The organism is Macrococcus animalis (genome assembly GCF_047425875.1).
Lineage (GTDB): Bacteria > Bacillota > Bacilli > Staphylococcales > Staphylococcaceae > Macrococcoides > Macrococcoides animalis.
This window is the reverse complement of record NZ_CP179727.1, coordinates 924103-940378: the sequence shown is the minus strand read 5'-3', so window position 1 is coordinate 940378 and position 16276 is coordinate 924103. Positions and strand designations below refer to the sequence as shown.

The 16276-nt window shown below is 34.1% G+C and carries 19 protein-coding genes; 9 read left to right on the top strand and 10 right to left on the bottom strand.

What is annotated here, in order from left to right; translation table 11 throughout:
• The first annotated feature begins 122 nt into the window (after positions 1 to 122).
• The 4 genes from ACMGE9_RS04870 to ACMGE9_RS04855 all read left to right on the top strand — a co-directional run bounded on the left by ACMGE9_RS04870 (position 123) and on the right by ACMGE9_RS04855 (position 4268).
• Positions 123 to 416, top strand: coding sequence for a metal-sensing transcriptional repressor (locus ACMGE9_RS04870; RefSeq protein ID WP_414044130.1), 294 nt, complete (start codon positions 123 to 125; stop codon positions 414 to 416).
• Between the two features lie 8 nt (positions 417 to 424).
• Positions 425 to 2803, top strand: coding sequence for a heavy metal translocating P-type ATPase (locus ACMGE9_RS04865; protein ID WP_414044129.1), 2379 nt, complete (start codon positions 425 to 427; stop codon positions 2801 to 2803).
• A 27-nt stretch (positions 2804 to 2830) separates the two neighbouring features.
• A complete protein-coding gene (gene copZ, locus ACMGE9_RS04860) occupies positions 2831 to 3031 on the top strand; it encodes a copper chaperone CopZ (protein WP_414044128.1) in 201 nt (66 codons plus the stop codon).
• Between the two features lie 169 nt (positions 3032 to 3200).
• Positions 3201 to 4268: an LLM class flavin-dependent oxidoreductase gene (locus ACMGE9_RS04855; protein WP_414044127.1), complete on the top strand. Its 1068-nt coding sequence runs from the start codon at positions 3201 to 3203 to the stop codon at positions 4266 to 4268.
• Positions 4269 to 4278: 10 nt separating this feature from the next.
• On the opposite strand, the gene ACMGE9_RS04850 is transcribed toward ACMGE9_RS04855, so the two are convergent.
• Entirely contained in the window at positions 4279 to 5349 is a 1071-nt protein-coding gene (locus ACMGE9_RS04850) for an alpha/beta fold hydrolase (protein WP_414044126.1), read from the bottom strand.
• Positions 5350 to 5354: 5 nt separating this feature from the next.
• Positions 5355 to 5792 (bottom strand): helix-turn-helix transcriptional regulator, encoded by a 438-nt coding sequence (locus ACMGE9_RS04845; RefSeq protein WP_414044125.1) that lies wholly within the window; start codon positions 5790 to 5792, stop codon positions 5355 to 5357.
• Between the two features lie 146 nt (positions 5793 to 5938).
• Here ACMGE9_RS04845 and ACMGE9_RS04840 point away from each other — a divergent pair, with 146 nt between their 5' ends.
• Together ACMGE9_RS04840 and isaB are read left to right on the top strand one after the other, a co-directional pair.
• Positions 5939 to 6946, top strand: coding sequence for an ABC transporter ATP-binding protein (locus tag ACMGE9_RS04840; RefSeq protein ID WP_414044124.1), 1008 nt, complete (start codon positions 5939 to 5941; stop codon positions 6944 to 6946).
• A gap of 107 nt (positions 6947 to 7053) precedes the next feature.
• A complete protein-coding gene (gene isaB, locus ACMGE9_RS04835) occupies positions 7054 to 7683 on the top strand; it encodes an immunodominant staphylococcal antigen IsaB family protein (protein ID WP_414044123.1) in 630 nt (209 codons plus the stop codon).
• 48 nt (positions 7684 to 7731) lie between these two features.
• Here the strand turns inward: isaB and ACMGE9_RS04830 are convergent, their stop codons facing one another.
• The 6 genes from ACMGE9_RS04830 to ACMGE9_RS04805 form a co-directional block, all read right to left on the bottom strand.
• Positions 7732 to 8130 (bottom strand): DUF3147 family protein, encoded by a 399-nt coding sequence (locus ACMGE9_RS04830; RefSeq protein ID WP_414044122.1) that lies wholly within the window; start codon positions 8128 to 8130, stop codon positions 7732 to 7734.
• Positions 8131 to 8146: 16 nt separating this feature from the next.
• A complete protein-coding gene (locus ACMGE9_RS04825; protein ID WP_414044121.1) occupies positions 8147 to 8506 on the bottom strand; it encodes a DUF3147 family protein in 360 nt (119 codons plus the stop codon).
• 193 nt (positions 8507 to 8699) lie between these two features.
• On the bottom strand, positions 8700 to 9152 hold the full coding sequence (locus ACMGE9_RS04820) for a GNAT family N-acetyltransferase (protein WP_414044120.1): 453 nt from the start codon (positions 9150 to 9152) through the stop codon (positions 8700 to 8702).
• Positions 9130 to 9786 (bottom strand): YdcF family protein, encoded by a 657-nt coding sequence (locus tag ACMGE9_RS04815; protein ID WP_414044119.1) that lies wholly within the window; start codon positions 9784 to 9786, stop codon positions 9130 to 9132. The genes ACMGE9_RS04820 and ACMGE9_RS04815 overlap by 23 nt, the downstream gene beginning before the upstream one ends.
• A 10-nt stretch (positions 9787 to 9796) precedes the next feature.
• Complete coding sequence (locus ACMGE9_RS04810) at positions 9797 to 10555, bottom strand: DeoR/GlpR family DNA-binding transcription regulator (protein WP_414044118.1); 759 nt, start codon at positions 10553 to 10555, stop codon at positions 9797 to 9799.
• A 10-nt stretch (positions 10556 to 10565) separates the two neighbouring features.
• On the bottom strand, positions 10566 to 10877 hold the full coding sequence (locus tag ACMGE9_RS04805; RefSeq protein WP_414044117.1) for an NIPSNAP family protein: 312 nt from the start codon (positions 10875 to 10877) through the stop codon (positions 10566 to 10568).
• 81 nt (positions 10878 to 10958) lie between these two features.
• Between ACMGE9_RS04805 and ACMGE9_RS04800 the strand changes: the two genes are divergently transcribed.
• Positions 10959 to 11495, top strand: coding sequence for a YdcF family protein (locus ACMGE9_RS04800; protein WP_414044116.1), 537 nt, complete (start codon positions 10959 to 10961; stop codon positions 11493 to 11495).
• Positions 11496 to 11512: 17 nt separating this feature from the next.
• On the opposite strand, the gene ACMGE9_RS04795 is transcribed toward ACMGE9_RS04800, so the two are convergent.
• Together ACMGE9_RS04795 and ACMGE9_RS04790 are read right to left on the bottom strand one after the other, a co-directional pair.
• Positions 11513 to 13132, bottom strand: coding sequence for a MutS-related protein (locus ACMGE9_RS04795; RefSeq protein WP_414044115.1), 1620 nt, complete (start codon positions 13130 to 13132; stop codon positions 11513 to 11515).
• A 108-nt stretch (positions 13133 to 13240) separates the two neighbouring features.
• On the bottom strand, positions 13241 to 14635 hold the full coding sequence (locus ACMGE9_RS04790; RefSeq protein WP_414044114.1) for an L-cystine transporter: 1395 nt from the start codon (positions 14633 to 14635) through the stop codon (positions 13241 to 13243).
• 530 nt (positions 14636 to 15165) lie between these two features.
• On the opposite strand from ACMGE9_RS04790, the gene ACMGE9_RS04785 reads away from it, so the two are divergent.
• Both ACMGE9_RS04785 and ACMGE9_RS04780 read left to right on the top strand, forming a co-directional pair.
• Entirely contained in the window at positions 15166 to 15717 is a 552-nt protein-coding gene (locus ACMGE9_RS04785) for an SAM-dependent methyltransferase (protein WP_414044113.1), read from the top strand.
• Positions 15714 to 16235 (top strand): hypothetical protein, encoded by a 522-nt coding sequence (locus tag ACMGE9_RS04780; RefSeq protein WP_414044112.1) that lies wholly within the window; start codon positions 15714 to 15716, stop codon positions 16233 to 16235. The genes ACMGE9_RS04785 and ACMGE9_RS04780 overlap by 4 nt, the downstream gene beginning before the upstream one ends.
• The last annotated feature ends 41 nt before the right edge of the window (positions 16236 to 16276 follow it).

Below are 16276 nucleotides of genomic sequence, written 5' to 3'. Positions count from 1 at the left end.
TACGTAAGAGTATAAAAGAAAAAGTGGCAAGTAAACATAATTAAATATTTGACTAATACCCCCGCGCGGTATAAAATATAATTAAAAATATACCTATAAGGGGTATGAGAAAGGGTAATGATATGGAACATCAACATGCTGTGACACCGAGAACAGACGAAGAGAAAGAAAAGATGTTGAAGCGTTTAAAACGTATTGAAGGGCAAGTACGTGGTATTCAAAAAATGATAGAAGAAGATCGTTATTGTGTAGATATATTAATACAAATTAGTGCAATTGAAAGTGCTTTAAAGCAAGTTGGATTCTCTGTGACAGAACGTCATATGAATCATTGTGTGAGTGATGCAATTAAAAAAGGCGAAGGTGAAGCATCTATTGAAGAGTTAATGAAAGTACTTCGTCAATTTGGGAAGTAGGTGACAATATGAAAGAAGTGACATTACCCGTTGAGGGTATGACATGTGCAGCATGCTCATCACGTATTGAGAAAGTACTCAATAAGATGGAGGGTGTTGACGCCAAAGTCAATCTGACGACAGAAAAAGCAAGTATACATTATGATCAAAATCAAGTAAGTTTAGATGACATTTCACAAAAAATTGATAAATTAGGCTATAAAGTACGCCCTGAGCATGTGGATTTAGATGTTATAGGTATGACGTGTGCGGCGTGTTCAAGTCGAATCGAAAAAGTGTTAAACAAACAACCTGAAATTAAATCAGCTACAGTTAATCTGACCACTGAAGAAGCTGCAATTGATTATTACCCAGGGAATTTAGATACGCAAGCCATTATCGAACGTATACGTAAGCTCGGTTATGATGCGAAAGTGAAAGCATCAGATGAAGATAAAGTATCGATGAAAGCAAATGAATTAAAGAAGAAGAAGTATAAACTCATTATTTCAGCATTGTTATCATTACCTTTACTATTAACAATGCTAACACACTTATTTGGGATTCATTTGCCACATATTTTTATGAATCCATGGTTTCAACTCTCCTTTGCTTTTCCAGTACAATTTATAATTGGATGGCAGTTCTATGACGGTGCATATAAAAATTTACGAAGTGGCGGCGCAAATATGGATGTACTTGTGGCACTAGGAACAAGTGCAGCATTCTTTTATAGCGTGTATGAAGGAATAAAAACCATCAATAACCCTGATTATATGCCGCATTTATATTTTGAGACAAGTGCCGTGTTAATTACACTGATCCTATTTGGTAAGTATTTAGAAGCGAGAGCGAAGTCACAAACGACCAACGCATTATCATCACTTCTTAACCTTCAAGCGAAAGAAGCAAGAGTCATTAGAAATAACGAAGAGATGATGATTCCGGTTGAAGATGTTGTTCTTGGAGATGCATTGATTATTAAGCCTGGTGAGAAAGTACCGGTAGACGGTGAAATCATCAAAGGGCATACATCGATTGATGAATCGATGCTTACAGGAGAATCCATTCCTGTTGAGAAAACAGTTGGTTCGAGTGTGTTTGGTGCAACGATGAACAATAACGGAAGTATCACAATTCGTGCAACAAAAGTAGGACGTGATACTGCTTTACAATCAATCGTGAAGATTGTAGAACAGGCACAAGGATCTAAGGCACCAATCCAACGTTTGGCAGATATTATTGCAGGTTATTTCGTACCAGTAGTCATTGGAATTGCAATCATTACTTTTGCGATTTGGATGATCTTTGTAACGCCAGGGCAGTTTGAACCCGCACTTGTTGCAGCAATTGCTGTACTTGTTATCGCTTGTCCATGTGCATTAGGACTTGCGACGCCGACTTCAATTATGGTAGGTACAGGACGTGCTGCTGAAGCAGGTATCCTGTTTAAAGGTGGAGAACATTTAGAAAGAACACACGAAATTGATACCATCGTTTTAGATAAAACAGGTACCATTACAAAAGGTGAACCAGAAGTGACTGATTTCACAGGAGATGAAGAAGCGTTATTGTATTTAGCAAGTAGTGAACAAGCTTCTGAGCATCCATTGGCAACAGCAATCGTGAAGTATGCAAAAGATAAACAATTAACATTATTAGAAACTACGCAATTTAATGCAATACCAGGGCATGGTATTGAAACAGTAATCGAAGACCATCAAGTACTTATTGGTAATCGCAAGTTAATGATAGATAATGCAATCGATATTCAAGATGCGATGGAGCAAATGAAAGCATTTGAAATAGAAGGAAAAACAGCAATGCTGATTGCAATTGACAACAAGTTACGCGGTATTGTTGCTGTACAAGACACAGTAAAGCCAACTGCGAAACAAGCGATTCAAGAACTAAAAGATATGAATATCAATGTGGTCATGCTCACTGGTGATAATAAAGTGACTGCGAATGCAATTGCGAAATCAGTGGGAATTACAGAAGTCATTGCAGAAGTATTGCCAGAAGACAAAGCCAACAAAATTAAGGCACTACAAGCTGATGGGAGAAAAGTTGCGATGGTCGGTGATGGTGTGAATGATGCACCTGCACTTGCACTTGCTGATATCGGTATTGCCATTGGAACAGGAACAGAAGTAGCAATTGAAGCAGCAGATGTGACAATCCTAGGGGGAGAATTAATGTTGATACCTGAAGCAATCAAGATCAGTCACGCAACAATACGAAATATTAAACAAAACTTAGGATTTGCATTTGGTTATAATATACTCGGAATACCAGTTGCAGCCTTGGGATTACTGGCACCTTGGATTGCAGGTGCCGCAATGGCACTTTCATCTGTAAGTGTTGTGAGTAATGCCTTAAGACTAAAAACTGTTAAAATAAAATAAATCATATATTAAAAGGAGTGTTGAAGGATGGAAACAATTCTTAAAGTAGAAGGTATGACGTGTGATCATTGTAAAAAGGCAGTTGAAGGTGCTGTAAGTGAACTTGAAGGCGTTAAATCAGCTGCAGTTGATTTAGAAGCGGCAAATGTGACTGTAGATCATGAAGAAACTGTTACTGTAGATTCAATGAAAGAAGCAATTGAAGATCAAGGATATGATGTTGTTTAATAGAAATTTTAGATAAAAGTGTCACGCTCTTAAAAAGAGTGTGACACTTTTTGTATATACAAAGTAACGTTTTTAAGTATTTTAATGAAAACAAAATAATTTGCATTTCTATCAACGTAGTATATAATTTATATTGAATATAAAAAGTATATTATAGAAGAGGTGTATCATGAAAATAGAATTAGGTATCACATCTTTTGGAGACAATAGAACACGATACAATGAAAATGGAAGTTATGAAAAAATATCTGCGCACGAACGGATTCGCAATATTGTAGAAGAAATTCAAGTGGCGGATGAGGTTGGTTTAGATATTTACGGATTAGGAGAGCATCATAGAAAAGACTATGCAGTAAGTGACCCAGTAAGTATATTATCTGCAGCAGCAGTATTAACTAAAAATATTAAACTATCAACTGCTGTTACAGTACTGTCTTCAGATGATCCAGTGCGCGTTTATGAGCGCTTTGCCACCCTAGACGCATTGAGTAATGGGCGTGCTGAAATTATGGCAGGACGTGGTTCTTTCATTGAGTCATTCCCATTGTTTGGCTATGATTTAAATGACTATGAAATACTCTATGAAGAGAAATTAGACTTATTAATGAAAATTAATCAATCAGAAAAAGTATCTTGGCAAGGAACAACGAGAGCACCTCTTGATAATTTAGCGGTTTATCCTAGAGCTGTTCAAAAAGAATTACCAATCAACATTGCTTCAGGAGGAACACCAAAGTCTTCAATACGTGCTGCTGAATTAGGATTACCGATTACGTATGCTATTATTGGAGGTAATCCAAAAAGGTTTCGTCAAAATGTCAATCTATATGAAATGGTCGCAAAAGATAATGGACATGACTTATCAAAAATGTTTATAACGACGAATTCTTGGGGGTTTGTCGCTGACACTGATATGGCAGCTTACCAAAAATTCTATCCATCAACGAAATCAAGCCACGATGTATTAGCGAAAGAAAGAGGATGGCCGGAATACAGTGAAGAAATGTTTATGAGTGAAGTTGAGCATGGCGCATTGTATGTAGGCAGCCCTGAAACAGTGGCACAGAAGATTATTGATACAGTTGAAGCATTAGGTTCAAAACGATTTATGATTCAAATGCCTGTTGGATCAATGCCACATGAAGACACGATAAAAGCAATCCGTATGTTCGGTGAGAATGTAAAACCAATTGTGGACCAATACTTTGAAAAAAATAACGAATTATCTTCTAAATAGAGATGATTCGTTATTTTTTTAATGATTGAATTGCACGAATAAATTCATCCGGCTTTGTATAATGAATATCATGATCTCGCGTGTCAACTTGAACTAGCTTACTATTATGAATGAGCGTAACGACACGTTTTGCATCCTTTTGTGTAAGTGCACCAATGAGGATACCGTTCTCAGTCACATCTTGTGCTTTTAAGAATATCGTATTTGCTTTAATGCCTTTTAATATATCAGCATGGTCATAATCAATAAACCAACTGTTATCATAAAAACCTTCGCCAAACGCATAATCAAAAGGATATGTTTCTGCTTCAAATAGTCGATTAATCTCTGGTGGTAAATAAGTTAAATGAACCGGTTTATTTGGATTTCTTTTATGTTGCTGAATGGCATCTTTGCTCATTTTGTTCCATAGTATTTTTGGAAACCATGATTTAAAATAGTTGTGCTTTAACGAATAAGCAAAAAAATCTTCATCCTGGCGATTCGGTTGTTGCTTGAAGTCGTGATAAAGTTTAAAACCGTATTGATATGAAAAGGTATTGCGTATGCGACCTTTCTCTGTTGAAAAAAATGGAGGATCTTCGAGTACTAAACCTGAAACATCATCAGGGTATTTGCTCGCAAGATATGCGACTATGAGACCACCCGAAGAATGCCCAGCGACAGTGACTTCTCGTTTAATAACATGTTGAATAAAATAATGTAAGTCATCAGCATGTGCTTTGCCTGTATATTTGGATTTATTCCAACTAGATTTACCATGACCATAACAATCAATCCCATAAATTTGATAGTGTTTTCCGAGTTCAGGAAGCACTTTCGCATAATCTTGCCATTGCATACCTTGGCCATGAATGAGTAGTAATGCAGGCTTCTGTTTGTTGTTATTCGTACCGTAGTTGATAGTATCTCCATCAGGTAGCATGAATTGTTCTTCTTTAAAGTTTGCATGTTGTAATTGTGTTAATGGCGCTTGAATATAGCTTTTATTTCTTTGGAAATAACCGATAGATATAAATGCAATACACCCCATACTTAATATTAAAAAGAAAACACAACCCATCTTTTTATTGAATTTCATAAGGATCACTTTCTCTCTTTTTGAATAAGGTCTAATAATTTAATAAATTCTTTCTCGGGCACAAGAGCGATGCCTCTTGTTTCACTGTTCTCATCAACTAGGATAGCGAATTGATCACCAATGTCTAATTGAAATAATTGTATAGCTTCATTTGGAATTTTAATAAAACCATCTTCAGAAATAGGTGTTAGACCAAAATAGTGTTTCCCTTTCGGTGGGATAGGCAATACATTTTCGTCTTGGTCATAATTGACTAAGTCATCTAAACTAACATTGAAATGTTGGGCTAAAAGATTACAATGATTAATATCTGGTAACGTTTGACCAGCTTCCCATTTAGCAATTGTTTGTCTTGAAACGTTAATAATTTCAGCAAGATAATCTTGGGAATATTGGTGTTTCATACGTAATGTATATATATTATTTGCGATGATACTTTTCATGATATTCCTCCTTATCCATATTATACGTGTCATGATTTATAAGGTCTATCAAGTATACATAACAATCATTGTTAAGTTTAGGTGCATGTTATAATAGTATAAATTAAAAGATTAAGTATATGCCAAAGTAAGGTGAGGAATCTAACATGATTGAATTTAAAAATGTAAAGATGAAATTTAATGAGACAGTAGCGGTGAATAATTTAAATCTTACAATTAATTCTGGAGAGTTTATCAGTATACTTGGACCATCTGGATGTGGTAAGAGTACAACACTTATGATGCTTGCAGGGTTGTATCAACCCATATCTGGTCAGATTATTATTGATGGTAAAGATATGACAATCACTTCACCAGCTTCTCGTAATATCGGGATGGTCTTTCAAGACTATGCGCTATATCCTCACATGACTTTATATAATAATATTGCATTCCCTCTAAAGATGATGAAAATTTCAAAAAAAGAAATCAAAGAGAAGGTAGAGCGTGCTGCCAGACTCGTTAAAATTGATCATTTATTAGAACGTTTGCCGAATCAACTATCAGGCGGACAACAACAAAGGGTGGCTATCGCACGTGCCATTGTCCGAGAACCGGACATATTATTATTAGACGAACCATTATCTAATTTGGATGCGCAACTTAGAGCAACGATGCGTGAAGAAATTCGTGAATTACAACAACGCCTTAACATTACGACAGTATTCGTTACTCATGACCAAGAAGAAGCGCTCAGTATTAGTGACAAAGTCATTATGTTGAATGAAGGTAGTGTTATGCAATATGACTCACCAAACGTCATTTATCAACAGCCAAATAATATATTTGTGGCATCATTTATCGGAAACCCTCCTATGAATTTATTAAAGATTAACCAAGAAGAAATAAATCAATTTGACTGTGGTATTCGTCTATTGGATGGCCAAATCATTGGAATTCGACCAGAACATATCATACTATCAAATCAAGGTTACCCAGCTTATGTCAAACGTATTGAACAGTTTGGCAAAGACACTTTAGTTACAGTTGAAGATAGTAACCGAGCAAGCATAAAATTTTATACTACAAGGAATCTTGAAAAAGGCGAGTTAGTATATCTCACTGTATTAAAAGAAAATATCACTCGTTTTAATACGCAAGGTGAACGATTGTAATATGTTCTCATACTTTAGTCCCATTTTTTAGGAAATTGTTGGACAATCATTAGAAATGTTAGTATTATGAAGTTATACAAAAAAAGTAAATTACAGGAGAATAAAAAATGACTTCAAAAATGATTGCAGCTGGTATTACAACGTCAGTATTATTAACAGGATTAAATGTTGCTCAAGCAGACACTGTTACAACAACGAAAACGACTACAACAGTAGTAACTACTGTAACAAAAACGGACAAAGTTAACAGTGGTGAAATAAAAGCAGGTACAACGACAACAACAACAAAAGCAACACCAGTAAAACCTGCCACAAAAGTAACTGAGCCATATTATTACTATAATGGATTCACGTCACGAAATGCTGATTTTGAATTAGATAAATCATTCGTTACTGCATTAAATTACGGCAACTTTACCTTAAATAAACAAACTGTTTCTAAGAAACCAATGATTCAATCTAAAGCGATAAAATCAATGGTAAACGATACAGCAGTTTACAAAACTAAAGGTGTTATTACATCATTGATGTTCCCAGTGAAGAATGGTGTAATTAAAAAAGCAGACTTCTTAAAAGCACATGCTGCTAACACTTTAATCAGTGATAACACAGCGAAAAGTGGTAAATCAATCGCGACATACAAAACTAAAACAAGCTCATATTCAGCTTACTTTGATAAAGCAGGATTCTTAACAACAATTAAAATTAATCCAGCTAGAGTAACTTACGCTAAATAGTAATATTATAAAAGGAGAACGTTCATGATGTGAACGTTCTCCTTTTTGTTATTTATGCACTGTAACTTGTTTAGTTGTTGTTTTGTGTGTACCCATTTCTGCGACTTTAGCAACTAATGTAGAAATACTACAAGCACTGATAAACCAAGTTGCAAATCCTACAACGATACTTAATGGCCAGTTTCCTGTTGTGCTTAACATACCCCAAGTAGCGAGGATTGAACATAAGCAACCACTCATACCAAATATTGCACCACGACAAACATGACTCGCAAGTTCATCACCGTATTCAAATCCTGCGATTACCATCGATAATAAGAATACCGCCGGGAAAGTAGCGAATATACCACCGAAATCTTTCCATGGGATAATGCAAGATACGACATAACTAAATGCAACGGTTGTACCACCGATCAAAAATTTTAATAATAATATCTTGGGTTTCATAAATAGGACGTCCTTTTTAAATGTTTTTTAATGCGAATAATGCACAAGAGATTACGAACCAGCAACCGACTGAAAATGCGGCGCCTTTTTTGAATCCGTGTTTCGTAACGTAAAATGAAGTAAGTGCTACAGTGAAAATACAGCTTGTAATACCCATTACTGCACCACTGCTTAAGTTCATAGAAGCTGTTACTAAATCACTGCCTTTGTGATCTACAGAGAGGGAGAGAATTGCTGCGAGAAATACAGCAGGCATTGTTGCGATAATGCCACCAAGTTTACCTCCGACTTTACCAGCGATGATGGAAGCGGCTGTAACAGCGATACCACCGATGATGAAGCGTAAGATTAAACCTGTGATTGATATGCCAAACATGAGGATCATCTTCTTTTCGTTTATTTATCGTGATTTCGTTCACATACTAAGATACGCCCGTTCTGTACTAATGTAAATAGGATAACTGTATCTATCATAGGATTGTCACAAATGACTAAAATGTGAACAGCCCACACGATAAGCATCGTGTGGGCTGTTAAAATATATATCTACAATTTCTACTACAGGAAAGTTATTGGAGTAATTTTTTTATAAATCCTGAAGACTTAATTATATATCCATTATTTTTGTAAAACTGATGAGCAATCTCTCTTTCTTGTCTATTACCACTATTAAAAGTCACAATTGGTGCTTCAAGTTGTATGGCAATATCTTCAGTAGCTTGAAGTAATTTAGAGCCTAATTTATTACCACGATAATCAGAATCAATTACAAAAGCAAGGATTCTAATATATGACTCATCTGATTCAAACATATACATCTTGCAAAATCCGCAAAATCCAACAATTTTATCATCAGATTCAAGCACTAGAGCATAATAATCATTGTGGCTCAATATATTTTCTAACCGGTTTTTAATAGAATTTGAGTCTGATGGATAACCTAAATCATCAAATAGTTTAACAACCTTAGAAGAATCATTACCATTATAATATCGGATATTAATCACATCGGATTGATTCATTTTCTACCTCCAATTTTAATATATCTCCTTTTTCACCGTAATGAAGAATTCTTAAATATTCACCCCAGACCCTAGATTTTCCTTCGTCTGATTTCATCCAATTATCTCGTCCAACTCTAATATTGTTGTAAAAAGTATCGAATGTATATGGTATATATTGCATGTGAGGAGGAATATGTTTTGCTAGTGTACGTATCTGTCTGCCAGTTGCGTGACTTTTGCATACAACCATAATTTTATTTACTGTTTTAAAGTTAAATACCTCTTTTGCATAGATTACATTATCTAAACTATTAGTGGATTTATTCTCTGAAATAATGCAGTTGCTAGGTATACCTGCATCAATTAGGTGTTGGGTTATGATTTCTGATTCGGTTGCATCTTTGTGGTTCCATTCTGGATGGGGGACACCAGTAAGACTCTTTCCGCCGGTCACAATAATATTATTGATATAACCTTTATGAAATGCTTCTATCGTTTTTTTCCAATGTCCAGGATGTGTTCCAGAAAATAAGAATAGGACATCACATTTTTCCGGTTTTACTTCTTCTCCAAAAGTGACGCAAGTCAAAAACTCTATTTCTTCATTTGTTAAATCAGGTACTTCTGGTGTTTTAGGTATAATAGGTTTCATATTCATTTCCTCACTTTGCAATAATTAATTCTAAATTTGATGTTATTTCTGAAAGATGTTGTTCTTTTGTTTTTGAATCAGTAATAATAGTGTCGATTGTTTTAATGTCTGCAATTTTACTAAATAATGTACGGTTCGTTTTTGAATGGTGAATGAGTCCAACTTTCTTTTGACTATTATTAATCACACTATTGATGAAAAGTGCTACATCGGTGGATGTTGTTGTAATTGCTTTCCCGTTGAAACCACCACATGTAATAAAACAAACATCGAAGTGGAATAGATTAACCATATTGAGAGCCAATGCATCGGTCATATTTCCAGATTTCTTCATAGTACCGCCTATAAGAATGAGTTGAATATTCTCCATAGATTTAATCTTTTCTGCAACAGTGGATGAGTTTGTAACGACTGTATATTGAATATCGTTAGGTAGATATTCAGTCATAGCATAATGCACAGAAGATCCGCCAACAAAAATAGTCTCATTTTCATTTATGAATGTGATAGCTTTTTTGGCAATTGCATAGTTTTCATTGTCAATATTTGTGTATCGTTCATTAGCGGATTTAGGATAGATTAACGATTGTTGCTTTAATATAGCGCCACCATGTGTTCTTTGTAATAACCCTTTATTTTCTAATGTAATAAAATCTCTTCGGATCGAATCAATTGAAACATTGAGTATTTTAGCCAATTCTTTTGTTGTCAGGCTTCTTTTTTCTTCTAGCAAATGAATAATCCGTTTGTGTCTTTCTTCAGTAAACATGTTTGCTCCTTTATATAAATTTATTTGTGTTATCCCAAAATGTTTGTTGTGTTCTAATATAGAGTGGAGGGATAGAACTTTTGAATGCTTGTGCTTTTTCATGTAATTCAGTTTGTATTATTTTTTGTTCGATTTCATAATAATGCTCAATATTTTTGTACTCCCAAATTGCAATAATTTTTGTTTTGTCTTCATTAATAAATCGACCGATCAAAATGGCGCCATGTTTCTTTTGGTTAGGAAGTAGAAAATGATAAAATAAATAATTAAAATCAGAAAATCTATGAGGTTGAATGTCGTATTCTCTCATGCGATATATCATAATAACCTCCTTTTCTTTATTATAATGAAATTTCTGATTTGTGCAAATTTTAATGCGTATTTGTGCATGGAGGTGGATTTTATGAATTATGAAAAGATAGCAAATGATATTTTTATAAAAGATGAATTGGATAAAGCTGATGTTATATTGATACCGGGGAGTACCGAGTTGTGCTTAGCAGAAACAGCCTCCAATCTTTATAAAATAGGCTTTTCTAAATTGATAGTTATTAGTGGTGGGAAAAATAAAAAGTTATCAGAAAATGATACAGAAGCCAGCTACTTAAAACGTTATTTGGTCAAACAAGGTGTACCTGAAAATGATATAGTGGTTGATGTTTTTGCAACAAATACGCAAGAAAATGCAGAAAACTGCAAAAAATTATGTGGAGAATTAAAAATGATTCAATCTGCTATTATTGTCTGTAAAAATTATCATGCAGGAAGAGTTAAAAAAACATATCAAAAATATTTTATAGAAAACTGTAAGTTGATGATATGTCCGGTTACAGATTCTAGAAACGTTTCTAAAGAAAACTGGTACAAGGATAGTTATGCTAGAAAAATAGTATTGTCGGAGTATCAAAAAAATATAAAATATTTTAACCCCCACGAATAATTTCATGGGGGTAGTCTTTATGTATTCAATTGTTTCAAATGTTGAAGTGTATCTTTTGCTTCGTCATAAATATGCTCGGGATATTTATGTATTCTCATTAACTCAATGGCATTTGATGTTGTCGTAATGCCTTTTCTAATCGTATAATCAAATTCAATATCATTATCTTCTGTAAGGTGTTCTCTAAAATAATAGAAGTCAAAGCTATCTTTCAATATTTCGGTTAATTCAATGTCGTGTGTTGCGGCAAATAATGTTGTGTTCTTATTGTTATTAATATGATTAAGAATAGCAGTCGCAGATGATATTCTTTCTTTCGTATTTGTTCCTCTTAGAATCTCGTCAATAAAGATGTAAGTCACTGGGTATTGTTCTATTGCTTGAATAATACGCTTAATTGATTTAATTTCTGCTATGAAGTAACTGTCACCTTTAGCTAAACTATCCTCTAAATTCATAGATGTTAATACACTACCTGGTTGATAGCGAAATGCTTCGCTAGTTGTCGTATTAATCGCTTGAGCAAGTACGATGTTCAGCGCAATTGTCTTCATAAATGTTGATTTACCTGATGCATTAGATCCAGTCAATAATATGCCTCTATGATGCGTATAGTCATTTGCTACAGGACGTTTAAGTAGTGGATGATAAATCTCTTCAGTATGTAATGGTCCGATTTCCGGTGAAGTATAATAAGGTAGTGTTCGACGGTACATCGCGACACTATAACTTAAGTCATATTGCCCAACAACTTGATAGTACTGAGCATATGAAGCTTGGTTTTTTCTAAGAATACGAAGTGCATAGTGATAGATATGATAATCCGTATTAAAAAGCATTTTTATTGCATTGATTATTTGCAACGCTATATTGGCTTCATTATTATCATCACTGAGCATTAAATAACTTAAGAATTTGATTGAACGCATTCTAGGCGGTTTGATATAGTGATGACTTTCATTCAGTTGTAGTAGTTGAGCTGATGTATCAATAACTTTTACTGCATAAAATAAATCATCATAGAGTAACTCACTTTTTGATTTAAAATTCAGGGAAAGCGACATAACGATACCACTTGCAAACATCAATGTAAAAATACCGACACTTAATCCAAAATAAAATGCAAACAAACTCAGCATAGGTAAGAGGCTGACAAGAATCATCCAAACATTATATTGTTCATGAGATTGATTGTTAAATGCAAATCTACTGGCATTGTTGTTAGTGCTACGACCTAAGTCGGCTAATATAAATGAGACTTTTTCTCTGAATGAACGATTATTTTTTAACGTTTCGATCAATGATTCGTGGATTGTGTGTTCAGGAATATTTCTAAGTGAAGCGTACATATATTCTTCGCCAACCGTGGTGAAGTTATAGTTTAAATTTATGAAGATGCGGTCTAAGTCAAGATCGTTCCAAGTGATGTCATCAATGTAACTGTGATGCTGTGATTTTACATAATCGAAATATTGATGGTACTTAATATGATTGCCTTTAGGGCGATTTAATATAGTTTGATTGTCCCAAAGTGTCTTTATTTTATTCTTTCTTTTTATTTTATCTACAACCGCTAGTACGACACCCATAAATAGTAGACCTAAAGAAATGAGAAGATATGTTCCCCACCAAGCCATAATGAACCAACTTTCTGTAAAATTTTAGTTATTATCATCGTAACAAAATCAAATATAATATAAAAGAAAAAACAGCAATCCAGATAAACAAATGGATTGCTGTTCACGTTATACGTCAGTATTTTCTACTACGGCGTGACTGTTATTGAAAATATCTCTATTGAATGTACCATTAATTCTAGATGTTAATGTACCTGCTAACATACTTCCGTTAACATTTAATGCAGTACGTCCCATATCGATTAATGGTTCTACAGTAATTAATACACCTGCTAAAGCGATAGGTAACCCCATAGATGATAATACTATGATAGCTGCAAATGTTGCACCGCCACCGACACCCGCTACACCAAACGAACTGATAGCAGTAATAATGGCTAATTGAATAATAAATTCAGGAGATAAAGGATTAATTCCAGCTGATGGTGCAATCATCACTGCGAGCATCGCTGGATAAATACCTGCACAACCGTTTTGACCCATAGTCGCACCGAATGATGCCGACATATTGGCAGTTGCATCATCAACACCTAATGCATTTTTTTGTGTAGAAATATTTAATGGAATAGCACCAGCACTTGAACGTGATGTAAACGCAAATGCAAGTGTCGGGAATACTTTCTTCAAGTATTGCATTGGACTGAGTCCTGTCACTGCGATAATGATTAAATGAATGATAAACATTGAGATAAGTGCTACATATGAAGCGACTACAAATTTACCAAGTTCAACAATACCAGCGAAGTTGGTACTTGCAATCATATTTGCCATTAATGCTAATACACCATATGGCGTTAAACGTAAAATAATCGTTACAAGTCGCATGACAACAGCAAACACTGCATCAACCATACTTGTAAACATTGCAGCTTGTTCTGGTTGCTTTCTTCTAACACCTAGCACTGCGATACCTACTAAGAATGAGAAGATAACAACAGCAATTGTAGAAGTTGGACGTGCACCTGTCATATCCATGAATACGTTACTAGGAATAAAGTTTACAATACGTTGTGGCATCGTTTTTTGTTCCATTGTATCGAATTTTTCTTCGATTTCTGTACCACGCATTTTTTCATCTTGACCAATACTAATTTCTTCTGCGTTTAAATCAAATAATAAAGCAGAAGCAATACCAACTGTTGCAGCGATTAAAGTCGTTGTGATTAAGATACCAATCACCCAACCTGCCATTTTTCCTAATTGATCTGTAGTGTTTAGGTTAATAATTGAGCGAATTATTGATACCATAACAAGAGGAACAACAATCAGCATCAGTAATTGAACATAGCCACTACCAATAATACTGTACCAATCGAGTGTACCCAAAGTAACTTTTGATTTTGTACCGTAGATTAATTGAATTGCTGCACCTAAAAGAATACCAAATAGCATACCTGTGAAAACACGTTTTGAGAATGAGGTGTGCTTTCTGTTCATGAAAACAAGTATTCCTATGAGAATACTAAGAATTAAGACGTTTAAAAAAATAAACCAGTTATCCATCTAGTTTATACCTCCATTTATATTTTTGTACCTTAGGATAACATTGAAAGTGAATACAAACAATAGTGAAATTAAAATGTAATAATACATACAATTCTAAATTTTAGAAAATAGGTAGTAATGACATGAATGCAATCCAAAAAGTATATCACTTTGCTAGTGAAATAGAAAAATTAAAAACAAATCAAATGAAAAGTGACACGCTAGATGGATGATATGAGAACAGTGTAGAACACCCATGGCAAGCAACAATTGTTGCAATGCAATTTGATTAGTTCTAGATGTTAATAAAGTGATTAAGATGCTAGACGATGCTCCAGCAATTTAGGAACTTGAAGAAGAAATTATTGAGACCTGTTTGAAGAAAGGGTTGTTGATGGATGAATAAGGTTTAAAAAATTCGTTCTGCAGAAATTGAGTATCATGATACTTTTTATAAATCGACTAAGCTATATGAACCGGGTAGTTGGATAAGTAAGCCTGTTGCAAATGTAATGGAAGCATTTGAATTACTAGAAGCCTCTAATCAATTGAAAATATTGGATTTAGGTAGTGGAGTGGGTAGAAATGCTATAGCTATTGCGCAGCAATCTTTAAAAGGAACAGTTATTGATTGTGTTGACTTACTACCATCAGCTATAGAAATACTCGACGACAATGCTCACGTGTATAGCGTTCAAGATAAAATTAATGGAATAGTATCTTCTATTGAAGACTACAGTATAGATAAAGATTATGATTTAATAATTGGCGTTTCAACACTTGAACATGTCAATAATGAAAAGGCTTTTGAATTAGTTTTAACTGAAATAAGAAATCATCTCGTAATAAAAGGTGTTGCGTGCCTTATCATTAATTCAGAAGTTCAAGAAAAAGGTACGGATTCAGGGGAATTACTAGTACCACAGTTTGAAGTGAACATGCCGACAAAAGATATGCAGAAGTTAGTACATAATGTATTTAGGCATTATGAATTTGTTAAAGAAGAAATTAAATCTTTAAATTACAGAATTAATCGTGCAGACAAGGAAGTAAATTTAAGTACGAATGCTATGACTTTTATTATTAGGAGAATAAAATGAAAATAGAAGATAAAGAAATTTATTTTGGTATCGATAAACCGACTCCATATTTTCAATTGAGAGATAAACATAGAATTCGCTTTGGTCATGAAAAGATGAAGGGTAGTTTAATAAAACAAATTATTACGGATATATATTCTAATGACAATTTTAATATGGAATTTCTATTGAAAGTAATAGAAGGTCATTATATTCACAACGAAAAAACTAATTTAGGTCGTTATTTCAAAATTACAAATTGGAAAGAAGTATTTCATAAAGGTGCTGAAGAGGTTGATTACATCAATGTAATTGTAAAAGGTATTGAGCTCAAAGCATTGATAAAATATATAACGAAAGTCATTTGTGGGAATGAAAGAGAGTCATTTATTATATTCTATTCTTCAGATAAAATAATTTATGTGAGATCGGATGTAATTGATATTGTCAGTCATGATACGAAGTTTATTGAAGAAATGAAGAAAAAATATGAAGGTACTTATGATACCTATTGGGTGGGTAGACATAACGACGAATAATTCACCGGCAATGCGCGCATCCAAGACGAGTCCAAAACTCC